This window comes from Parvibaculum sp. (assembly GCF_040882025.1).
Lineage (GTDB): Bacteria > Pseudomonadota > Alphaproteobacteria > Parvibaculales > Parvibaculaceae > Parvibaculum.
On record NZ_JBBECC010000189.1, the window covers coordinates 1 to 11,262 of the forward strand.

At 61.5% G+C, this 11,262-nt stretch carries 10 protein-coding genes; all 10 read left to right on the forward strand.

What is annotated here, in order from left to right:
* Nucleotides 1-228, forward strand: a 228-nt coding sequence (locus WEB61_RS14380; RefSeq protein WP_368065029.1) for a hypothetical protein, incomplete at its 5' end; no start/stop codon positions are given.
* 51 nt (nucleotides 229-279) lie between these two features.
* Nucleotides 280-1,056: an enoyl-CoA hydratase gene (locus WEB61_RS14385; protein WP_368065030.1), complete on the forward strand. Its 777-nt coding sequence runs from the start codon at nucleotides 280-282 to the stop codon at nucleotides 1,054-1,056.
* 180 nt (nucleotides 1,057-1,236) lie between these two features.
* Nucleotides 1,237-1,500: a 30S ribosomal protein S20 gene (rpsT, locus tag WEB61_RS14390; protein WP_368065031.1), complete on the forward strand. Its 264-nt coding sequence runs from the start codon at nucleotides 1,237-1,239 to the stop codon at nucleotides 1,498-1,500.
* Between the two features lie 507 nt (nucleotides 1,501-2,007).
* Complete coding sequence (locus WEB61_RS14395) at nucleotides 2,008-2,475, forward strand: rhodanese-like domain-containing protein (protein ID WP_368065032.1); 468 nt, start codon at nucleotides 2,008-2,010, stop codon at nucleotides 2,473-2,475.
* A gap of 219 nt (nucleotides 2,476-2,694) precedes the next feature.
* Nucleotides 2,695-4,113: a chromosomal replication initiator protein DnaA gene (gene dnaA, locus WEB61_RS14400; RefSeq protein WP_368065037.1), complete on the forward strand. Its 1,419-nt coding sequence runs from the start codon at nucleotides 2,695-2,697 to the stop codon at nucleotides 4,111-4,113.
* Between the two features lie 414 nt (nucleotides 4,114-4,527).
* Complete coding sequence (gene dnaN, locus WEB61_RS14405) at nucleotides 4,528-5,646, forward strand: DNA polymerase III subunit beta (protein ID WP_368065033.1); 1,119 nt, start codon at nucleotides 4,528-4,530, stop codon at nucleotides 5,644-5,646.
* A 22-nt stretch (nucleotides 5,647-5,668) separates the two neighbouring features.
* Nucleotides 5,669-6,841: a DNA replication/repair protein RecF gene (recF, locus tag WEB61_RS14410; RefSeq protein ID WP_368065034.1), complete on the forward strand. Its 1,173-nt coding sequence runs from the start codon at nucleotides 5,669-5,671 to the stop codon at nucleotides 6,839-6,841.
* Between the two features lie 25 nt (nucleotides 6,842-6,866).
* Complete coding sequence (locus WEB61_RS14415) at nucleotides 6,867-7,460, forward strand: ATP-dependent Clp protease proteolytic subunit (protein WP_368065038.1); 594 nt, start codon at nucleotides 6,867-6,869, stop codon at nucleotides 7,458-7,460.
* A 46-nt stretch (nucleotides 7,461-7,506) separates the two neighbouring features.
* Complete coding sequence (gene gyrB / locus WEB61_RS14420; protein WP_368065035.1) at nucleotides 7,507-9,951, forward strand: DNA topoisomerase (ATP-hydrolyzing) subunit B; 2,445 nt, start codon at nucleotides 7,507-7,509, stop codon at nucleotides 9,949-9,951.
* A 151-nt stretch (nucleotides 9,952-10,102) separates the two neighbouring features.
* Nucleotides 10,103-11,262 (forward strand): transglycosylase domain-containing protein (locus tag WEB61_RS14425; RefSeq protein ID WP_368065036.1); only part of this gene is annotated, 1,160 nt, incomplete at its 3' end.

Consider the following 11,262-nt stretch of genomic DNA (forward strand, 5'->3'; position numbering starts at 1 on the left):
CGCATCGTCCGCGCCGTGACGCAGGGCGATGTCGCGCCGGATGAGGTGCAAGCCTTCTATGTGAAAACCTTGCCGGAACTCGGCTGGACACGCATTGAAAAACTGGAATTGATCGGTGGGTTGCTGCTTTTCCGCCGCGAAGGCGAGAAACTTGAAATCCAGATCGTATCGCTCTCGAACGCTGCCGCGCCGCGAACCGAAGTGCGCTTCTCGATCACGCCCGAATAGCATGTCTTCCGCCGCGCTCATGCATTTCAATATGCGTAACAGGAGAAACCTATGGCCTACCTGAACATCCTGGTCGAAAAGAAAGGCGCGGTCGGTGTGATCACGCTCAACCGCCCGGATGCGCTGAATGCACTCAATAAGGCGCTGATGGATGAGCTGACGGCGGTGCTCGATGACTGGGAGGTCGATGACGACGTTCATTGCATCGTGATTACCGGTTCGCCGAAAGCCTTCGCCGCCGGCGCCGACATCAAGGAAATGCAGCCGAAATCCTACATGGATGTCTACAAGGAGGACTTCATCACCGCCAATTGGGAGCGCGTGACCCGCTGCCGAAAGCCGGTGATCGCGGCGGTCGCGGGCTATGCGCTGGGTGGCGGCTGCGAACTCGCCATGATGTGCGATTTCATTATTGCCGCCGACAACGCGAAATTCGGTCAGCCGGAAATCAAGCTCGGCGTGATGCCCGGCGCGGGCGGCACCCAGCGCCTGACCCGTTTCGTCGGCAAGTCGAAGGCAATGGAAATGTGCCTGACCGGCCGCATGATGGATGCCGAGGAAGCGGAGCGGGCGGGATTGGTCAGTCGTGTTGTCCCTGCGGACACGCTTCTCGATGAAGCATTGAAGGTGGCGGCAAGCGTTGCGGACATGTCGCTGCCGATCTCCATGATGACCAAGGAAAGCGTCAATCGCGCTTATGAAACGACGCTGGCCGAGGGGGTGCGCTTCGAGCGCCGACTGTTCCATTCGATGTTCGCGACCGAAGATCAGACCGAAGGCATGGCTGCCTTTGTCGAGAAGCGGCAGCCGCAGTTTCGAAATCGCTGAAAATGGCCGGTTTTTACCGCGTTTTCACCGATTTTGGGCCTGTTGACGAACGATGGGTGGGCGCGTATAACCCCCGCTTTCGAGGCGCCAGCCCGTATATTCTTGTACCGGCAGCCTTTTCTTGAACGGCATTTCCGCGGGTCCGAAAAGGACCGGGCGAGACTAAAGGTCCGAAGATCGATGGCGAATACAACGTCCGCAAAAAAAGCAATCCGCAAGATCGCGGCGCGCACCGAGGTCAACAAGGACCGGCGCAGCCGCATGCGCACCTTCGTCCGCAAGGTTGAGGAAGCGCTGGCGAGCGGCGACAGGAAGGCAGCAGAAGTCGCGCTGCGCGCCGCGCAGCCTGAAATCATGCGCGCTGCACAGAAGGGCGTGATTCACAAGAACACCGCTTCGCGCAAGGTGTCGCGTTTCGCACAGCGCGTGAAAGCGCTTGCCTGACAGGCGTTTCTTGCGCGCGATCTGACCGTCAATCGCACGTATCCAGAGTGTGAAAATCCAAAAGCCCGCGATCGAATGATCGGCGGGCTTTTTCTTTGTGCTCGTTGCGTTTCATCGCGGGACGTCTGCATTGCATGCGCATGGCCGGCGAAAAAAATAACTCGGACCGCAGCGGGACTTGCGGGCGCGTCTGTATGTTTGCATTGCGATGGCCACAGGATATTGCGTGCGCGCCTGCCGTCACACATGCGAACTTTTTTTGACGGAAGCGATTCTTCCGCTTGCCTCGCCCGCCCCCAGCCGGTATGTTTAACAACCTCAGAGGGGCCCATCAATACTGTGTTTTTATAGTAAAAATCGAAACAATACAGTATTGATGTTTGCTCCTTCGGGAAAAAACAAGTATCCAAACATAGCTTGAGTGACGAGCAGGGGCGCTTCCGTTGTTGCCCCTGTCGGGGCTGTGTGTCCGAAATCGGGTTACGGGCAACAGGGTGTGGGGCGGCCATGGCGGACGGGGACGTTGTGCCGGAAGTGATCGGGAAAAAACCGGATGAATACGCCGGCGACGTAACGCCGGAAGAGGCATTCCGTGTGCTCGGCGCCGATCCTAGGGCAACGCTGGTTGATGTGCGCACCCGTGCCGAGTGGTCGTTTGTCGGCGTGCCCGACCTGTCGGGACTGGGCAAGGAGCCGATGCTGCTGGAGTGGCAGGTCTATCCGGCCATGGAGCGTAATCCGCGCTTTACCGACGATCTGTTGGCGGGACTCGGGGCGAATCTCAGCGATGCGCCGCTGTTCTTTCTGTGTCGTTCCGGTGCGCGCAGTCGTGCGGCGGCGATAGCCCTGACATCGGTCGGGTTCGGCCGTTGCTTCAACATTGCGGGCGGCTTCGAGGGCGACCTCGATGGTACCCGCCATCGCGGGGCACGCAACGGCTGGAAGGCGGCGGGTCTTCCCTGGGCTCAATCCTGAGTCAGGCCAAGGCCGAGAAGTGGCGGATCGGGATGTGGCAAGCCTCGAACGCAAGGAATAATCCGGTGCCGTCAGACGGACCGGGGCGAAAATGGGGCAAATCTTGTGAGCGAGAAAGACATGGGTTCATCTTCCGCGGAAAAAAGGATCCTGCACCGGCCGGAAGCGCGGCGGTTGCTGGACGAGGCGGCCCCATCGGTCGAAAGGCGCAGTTCCGCGATGAGCCTCAACGATCAGTGGCGCCGCGTCCGCGCGCGGTTGCAGGCCGAACTCGGCGAGGCAACCTTCAATAGCTGGTTCAAGCAGGTCGGGTTGATTGGCGTCGGCGACGGCCGCGTCACGCTGAGTGTGCCGACGCGTTTCATCCGCAACTGGATTGTGTCGCATTATGCGGACCGCTTGTCGAAGCTGTGGGCGGATGAGGATGAGGCGTTTGCCCGGGTCGATATTCTGGTGGCGGCGGGTGAAGCGAAGCCGAACGGCCACGCAGAGGATGAGCGCGATGTCCTTCCGACCGTTGTGCCGCTGCAGTCCGAAAGTCAGCCTGTCGCAAATCTGGCTCCATCGGGCCTTGAGGACGCGGGCGTCGGCGCGCCGCTTGATCCGCGCTTTACCTTCGACGCTTTCGTCGTCGGCAAGTCGAACGAGCTTGCGCATGCCGCTGCCCGTCGCGTTGCCGAAGCGACGGATGTCAGCTTCAATCCGCTTTTCCTTTATGGGGGGGTCGGCCTTGGCAAGACGCATCTGATGCATGCGATTGCCTGGGAAATTCGCACGCGCCAGCCGGACCGCAAGGTGCTCTATCTGTCGGCCGAGAAATTCATGTACCAGTTCGTGCGGGCACTGCGCTTCAAGGACACGATGGCCTTCAAGCAGCAGTTTCGTTCGGTTGACGTGCTAATGATCGACGACGTCCAATTCATATCCGGCAAGGATTCGACGCAGGAGGAATTCTTCCACACCTTCAATGCGTTGATCGACCACAACCGGCAAGTCATCATTTCGGCCGACCGTTCGCCTTCCGATCTCGAAGGTATCGAGGAACGCATCCGCTCGCGTCTCGGTTGGGGCCTCGCTGCCGACATTCATCCGACCGACTATGAGCTGCGTCTCGGTATCCTTCAGGCCAAGGCCGAGGAAATGATGCAAAAGAACGGGCCGGTGACCATTCCCGCGGGCGTTCTGGAATTTCTGGCTCATCGCATCGTTTCCAACGTGCGCGAGCTCGAAGGTGCGCTCAAGCGCGTCGTCGCCTATGCCTCCTTTGTCGGCCGACCGATCACGCTCGACATGTCGCAGGAAGTGCTGCGCGATCTGTTGCGCTCCAACGACCGCAAGATCACCATCGAGGAAATCCAGCGCCGTGTAGCGGAATATTACAACGTCCGCCTTGCTGACATGCTCTCGGCCCGTCGCGCCCGCGCTGTCGCCCGCCCGCGCCAGGTGGCGATGTATCTCGCCAAGCAATTGACCTCGCGGTCTCTGCCCGAGATCGGCCGAAAATTCGGCGGTCGCGACCATACGACGGTCATTCACGCCGTTCGGAAGATCGACGAACTCTGCCACCTCGATTCCGGCATCGAGGAGGATGTCGATCTGCTCCGGCGGATGCTCGAAGGCGGCCACGGCCCGAACTGACCGGGTTCGTCGGCAGCCCTCAAAAACCCCTTGCGAATCAGGGTGTTGAAGGGCAATCGCCAGACCACAAAATCCGTCGAAAAACGTGCATCGCGCGAACGATCTGGTATACTCGCGGCGCGAATTCCTGCGGAATTCCGGCAGCAGCCGGAATGCGCCGGGTGCGGTGTCCGGTTCTCGTGATCCGGGTTGTCCGAGCCGGCCGCGTCCGACCCCCTGTTCGCGAGAGTCCTTGAGGAAACGGCGCGTCTGCAGAGATGCGAGCGGCGTCCCCGGACACTCCGGAACAAATCTCCGATGAGGGGGGAAGGCCCGTATGACCTCGCGACAGGCAGGGACGGTGGACCCTTTGTTCCGCCATCCGCGATGCTGCAGAAGCCACAAGCGAACCCACCGGGGGACCGAAGAGAGACCATGAAGATCACGATCGAACGGGGCGCGCTGCTCAAGTCTCTCAACCATGTGCAGTCGGTCGTCGAACGCCGCAACACAATTCCCATTCTTTCCAATGTTCTGATCAAGGCCGCCGATGGCCAGTTGAGCCTGACGGCGACCGATCTCGACATTGAGGTGGTGGAAGCGATCGATGCCGATGTCGCACAGCCGGGTGCGACCACCGCGTCGGCCCACACACTTTACGATATCGTCCGCAAGCTGCCGGAAGGCGCGCAGGTCGAACTCTCGACCGGTACCGACGAAGGGCGCCTGCAACTGACGGCGGGCCGTTCGCGGTTTGCCCTCCAGTCGCTGCCGCAGGAGGATTTTCCAGCCATGGCGGCGGGCTCACTGCCACATCGTTTCGAGATACCGGCCGAGGCCATGCGTCGCCTGATCGACAAGACGCGTTTTGCGATCTCCACCGAGGAGACGCGTTACTATCTCAACGGCATCTATGTGCACGCCGTCGAAAGCGGCAAGCAGAAGGCCTTGCGGGCTGTCGCAACCGATGGCCACCGCCTCGCCCAGGTCGATTACGATCTGCCGGACGGCGCGTCGGGCATGCCGGGTGTCATCGTGCCGCGCAAGACGGTGCTGGAATTGCAGAAGCTTCTCGAAGGCGATACCGGTTCGCTTTCGGTCGGCGTGTCGGAGACGAAGATTCGTTTCGAATTTGGCGGTGTCGTTCTGACATCCAAGCTGATCGACGGCACTTTTCCTGATTACGGCCGCGTCATTCCGGCCGGCAACGACAAGATGATGCAGGTGGACGGCAAGCGGTTTGCCGAGGCGGTTGACCGCGTCTCGACGATCTCGACCGAAAAGTCCCGCGCCGTGAAACTCAATCTCGACGATGGAAAGTTGACGCTTTCCGTCACCAATCCGGACTCGGGCAGTGCGACCGAGGAACTGTCGGTCGCCTATTCAAACACGCCGCTGGAAATCGGGTTCAACGCGCGCTACCTGCTCGATATCACCGGTCAGATCGACGGTGCGGAGGCAACATTCGCCTTTGCCGATTCCGGCTCGCCGACGCTTGTGCGCGACAGCGAGGACGGTATGGCGATCTATGTTCTGATGCCGATGCGCGTCTAGGACCGAAAACAGAGGATCGGGAGTGCATCCTACGGGTGAGTTGATTGCTGTCGACCGGCCGACGGCTCATGCGCGTATCGGCCTGAGTCGGCTTGTTGTCACCGACTTCCGTTCCTATGCGCGCGCGGAGTTGACGCTGGACGGTCGGCCGGCCGTATTGACCGGTGAAAACGGTGCAGGCAAGACCAATTTGCTCGAAGCCATTTCGCTGCTCGCGCCGGGCCGCGGGCTGCGCGGTGTGCCCTATGCGGAGATTGCGCGCGATGGCGGTGCGGGTGGCTGGGCCGTTGCGGCGACGCTGGAAACCGCACAAGGGCCATTGCGCATCGGCACCGGCATCGAACCCGGCGCGGAGTCGGCCTCGCGCAGCCGTAGTGTCAGGATCGACGGGGAAGTTGCGGGACCGTCGGCTCTTGCCGCGCATCTGCGAACGGTCTGGCTGACGCCGGCCATGGACAGGCTCTTTCTCGACGGCGCGAGCGAACGCCGCCACTTTTTCGATCGTCTTGTGATGGGCTTCGACCCGGCGCATGGCGGCCGCGTCAACGCATACGATCGGGCATTGCGTGAGCGTAACCGCTTGCTGGCCGAGAATGTTCTCGACGACGCCTGGCTCGCCGGTCTCGAAACGCAGATGGCCGAGCATGGCGTTGCAGTTGCGGCCGCGCGTGTCGAAACGCTGGCACGGCTGCGCGGCGCATTGGAGGCAGCGGAGACGCACAGCTTTCCGCGCGCCGAGGTTGCGCTCGATGGTGCACTGGAGGCCGCGCTTGATAACGAAGCGGCCGTCGACCTCGAAGACAGCTTCCGCCGCGAGCTTGCCGCCATGCGGGCGCGGGATGCGGCCGCCGGACGCGCTCTCACCGGCCCGCATCGCACCGATCTCGCGGTTCGTCATGCGACGAGGGATCGCGAGGCGCGAAGCTGTTCGACCGGCGAACAGAAGGCGTTACTGATCGGTATCGTGCTCGCCAATGCGCGCCTGCTGGCTGCGCGTGGCACGCCGCCTTTGCTGCTGCTCGACGAAATCGCGGCCCATCTCGACGGCAAGCGTCGCTCGGCGCTTTTCGACGAGATCATCGCGCTGGGACTGCAGGCTTTCCTGACGGGCGCCGACCCGTCGCTCTTTGAGACTTTCGGCGCGCGGGCGCAGAATTTTCGCGTCGCGCGCGGTACCATCGAAAATGCCGGCTAGATTCGGCGTCAAGGGAATGAACAGGATGAGAAACGAGAACGAGACCCCCGATATCGACGCGCTGAAAAACCAGCTCACGCCACTGGTCGAAAGCGGCCTCTTCAAGTCGCGCACCGTGCTCGTCACCGGCGAGATCAATGACCGTCAGGCCCGCGCCGTTTCCGAACGCTTGCTGGCGATGGCAGGAGAATCCGACGATCCGATTACGCTGATCGTTTCTTCTCCGGGCGGCCACGTCGAATCCGGCGACATGATTCACGACATGATCAAATACATCAAGCCGCGTGTCCGCGTTTTGGGCACAGGCTGGGTCGCAAGCGCCGGCGCACTGATCTATGTGTCGGCCGACCGCGAAGACCGCTATTGCCTGCCGAACACGCGCTTCCTGCTGCACGAACCGCGCGGCGGCATCGGTGGATCTGCAACCGAAATCGACATTCAGGCGCGTGAGGTGTTGAAGATGCGCGAGCGCCTCAATCTCATCTTCGCCGAAGCGACGGGCCAGCCGCTTGAGAAAATTCTCAAGGACACCAATCGCGATCACTGGATGAACGCTGAGGAAGCGAAGGAATATGGCGTGGTCGGCAAGATCATTCGCTCCGCCGCCGAAATGGCCTGAAACCCCGTCCCTGTGGGCGGGTGAAAGAATCCGAAGGAAGAAACAGATGTCTACGCCAGCCGACGAAGCGCCCGAGGAATATGGTGCGGAATCGATCAAGGTTCTAAAGGGCCTCGACGCGGTTCGCAAGCGTCCGGGCATGTATATCGGCGACACCGATGATGGTTCGGGCCTTCATCACATGGTCTATGAGGTCGTCGACAATTCGATCGACGAAGCACTGGCCGGCTATTGCGACGCGGTCAATGTGCGGCTCAATGCCGACGGCTCATGCACCGTCTGGGACAATGGCCGCGGCATTCCGGTCGAGATCCACAAGGGCGAAGGCGTGTCGGCGGCCGAAGTCATCATGACCCAGCTTCATGCCGGCGGTAAGTTCGACCAGAACTCCTACAAGGTCTCGGGCGGTCTGCACGGTGTCGGCGTGTCGGTGGTGAACGCACTTTCCGATTGGCTTGAATTGCGTATCTGGCGCGTCGGCAAGGAGCATCTGATCCGTTTCCAGCATGGCGTTCCCGATGCGCCGCTCGCTGTCACCGGTGAAGCGCCCAAAGCCGCCGACGGCAAACCCGTCAGTGGCACCGAGATTACATTTCATCCTTCGTCGGGCACATTCACGCAAACCGAGTTCGATTTCGCCACACTGGAGCACCGGCTGCGCGAGCTCGCCTTCCTAAATTCAGGCGTCCGGATCAATCTCACGGACAATCGCGGTGTCGAGCCGAAATCGGTCGACCTGATGTATGAAGGCGGTCTTGAGGCCTTTGTCCGGTTTCTCGATCGGACCAAGGCACCGCTGATCCAGAAACCGATCGCCATTGCCGCCGAGCGTGACGGCATTACGGTCGAAGTCGCGATGTGGTGGAACGACAGCTACCACGAGAACGTGCTCTGCTTCACCAACAACATTCCCCAGCGCGACGGCGGCACGCATCTCGCGGGTTACCGGGGCGCGCTCACGCGCGTTATCAACGCCTATGCAAACGAAAGTGGCATCGCAAAAAAGGAAAAGGTCACGTTGACCGGCGACGACGCGCGCGAGGGCCTGACCTGCGTTCTGTCGGTCAAGGTGCCCGATCCGAAGTTTTCCTCGCAGACAAAGGACAAACTCGTTTCCTCCGAAGTGCGGCCGGTCGTCGAGGGTCTCGTCAACGATGCCCTTTCGACATGGCTTGAGGAACATCCATCCGAAGCGCGCCAGATCGTCGGCAAGGTGGTTGAGGCCGCCGCCGCCCGCGAGGCCGCGCGCAAGGCTCGCGAGCTGACGCGCCGCAAGGGCGCGCTCGATGTGTCGAGCCTGCCCGGCAAGCTGGCCGATTGCCAGGAGCGCGATCCGGCTAAATCCGAACTTTTCATCGTCGAGGGCGATTCGGCCGGTGGCTCGGCCAAGCAGGCGCGCGACCGGTCCAATCAGGCGGTGCTGCCGCTTCGCGGCAAGATCCTCAATGTCGAACGCGCGCGTTTCGACAAGATGCTGTCGTCGAATGAAATCGGTACCCTCATCACCGCGCTCGGCACCGGCATCGGCCGCGACGACTTCAACATCGAGAAGCTGCGTTACCACAAGATCATCATCATGACCGACGCCGATGTCGACGGCGCCCATATCCGTACACTTCTGCTGACCTTCTTCTACCGGCAGATGCCGGAGGTCATCGAGCGCGGCCACCTCTATATCGCCCAGCCGCCGCTCTACAAGGTTCGTCGCGGTACCTCGGAGACCTATCTGAAGAATGAAAAGGCGCTCAACGACTTTCTGGCGGCGACCGGCATCGAGGACATGGTGTTGACACTTGCCGACGGTTCGCAGCGCGCCGGCCCCGACCTCGCCGACATCGTCTCGAAAGCGCGCGCCGTGCGTACCGTGCTCGACGGCCTGCCGGGCAAATATCCCCGCTTCGTCATCGAGCAGGCGGCGATCGCGGGCGCGCTCAATCCGAAGGCGCTTGCAGAAGAAGCGCAGGCGACAGAAGCAGCCGCCTATATCGCCCGCCGTCTCGATCTTCTCTCCGAGGAGACGGAGCGCGGCTGGACGGGCGAGACAACGGCCGATGGCGGGTTGCGTTTTGCCCGCGAAGTGCGCGGCGTGCGCGAGGAAGTGTCGATCGACGGGCCGTTGATCGCCAGCGCCGACGCCCGCCGTCTCGATAGCTATACGCCGCATCTGCAGGAGATTTACGGCAAGGCGGCGACGCTGCGCCGCAAGGATGAGACCCATATGATTCGCTCGCCCTCGCAGCTCTTCGACGCCGTTCTGGCCGCAGGCTCCAAGGGAAATTCCGTCCAGCGCTACAAGGGTCTGGGCGAGATGAACCCGGACCAACTCTGGGAGACGACGCTCGACAGGGACGCCCGCTCGTTGCTTCAGGTCAGAATTCGCGAGTTGGACGAGGCAGATGATCTTTTCGTCAAGCTTATGGGCGATGTGGTCGAACCGCGCCGTGATTTTATCCGCGAAAACGCCCTGAATGTTGCCAATCTGGACATTTGAGGCCAGCCGCTGCGCCTGATCGGGAGGCCGCCAAAGCGTTAACAACACGTTAACCATCGGTGTCTAGCTTCGGGACGAGTTCTCCGGTGCCTCTTGCGGCGTCGGGACAGCACGGCGAGGCACAGGTTCCATGGCATCCCGCAGGTCGGCAATGAAATCCGCGCGGCGTGATGCGGCGGATGACGGAGACTGGACCGTTGTCCGCATGGCCGGTCTTCGCCCCGTACGGCTCGGCGTTGGCGTCAATGCCCCGTTCGATAGCGAAGAAGGCGACAACGAGGATATGGCGCGCTGGGATGACGATGCGTGGGAAGATCGCGGTAAGCGACGCCTCGAACCCACTTTCAAGTCGGGTAAGAAGCCGGCGTCAAAGCCACGCAAGCCCGGGGTCAAGCCGGGTTTATCCGCAAAGAAATTGTCCTCCGGCAAGGAGCGGTCGAAATCGTCGCGCCGGCCGCCCGCGAGCAAATCCGCAGCGTCGCGCAAACGGGCGCCGGCCCGGCGTGCCGGTCTTCTCAGCGGCGTGTTCTACTACGGCGCGCTTCTGGCGTTATGGAGCGTCATCGCCTTTGGCGGTCTGCTTTTCTGGTATGGGCTCAATCTTCCCGACACCTCCGGCCTCTACAATGTTCGTCAGGCGCCGTCGATCTCCATTCGTGCCACGGATGGTCAGCTGCTGAGCCATCGCGGCGACCTGAAGGGCGGCTATACTCCGCTGGCCGATCTGCCGCCGCATGTACCGGCGGCCGTGCTGGCAACTGAAGACCGGCGTTTCTACTGGCATTTTGGTGTCGACCCTGTCGGCCTTGTCCGTGCGATGGCAGCGAACTATCGGGCCGGTGCTTATGTGCAGGGCGGTTCGACGATCACGCAGCAATTGGCCAAGAACCTTTTCCTGAAACCCGATCGCACGCTCTCGCGCAAGATCGAGGAAATGGTGCTGGCGGTTTGGCTCGAACTGCGATTTTCGAAAGAGGAAATCCTGACCCTCTATCTGAACCGGGTCTATTTCGGCGGCGGTGCCTATGGGCTCGAAGCGGCCTCCGAGCGGTATTTCAGGAAACCGGCTCGTGCATTGACCCTGCCGGAAGCGGCGATGCTGGCGGGGCTTCTGAAGGCGCCGTCGCGTTATTCGCCGACCAACGACATCGATCTCGCGCGCGGCCGCGCCGCCATTGTGCTCCAGAACATGGTTGCCGCCGGATATATCACGGCCGACGAGGCGCATGTCGCCAATGTCAGCCCAGCTTCGCTCGAAGGCTATGCGACACGCGGTTCGATTAATTATTTCGTCGACTGGGTGGCCGAGGC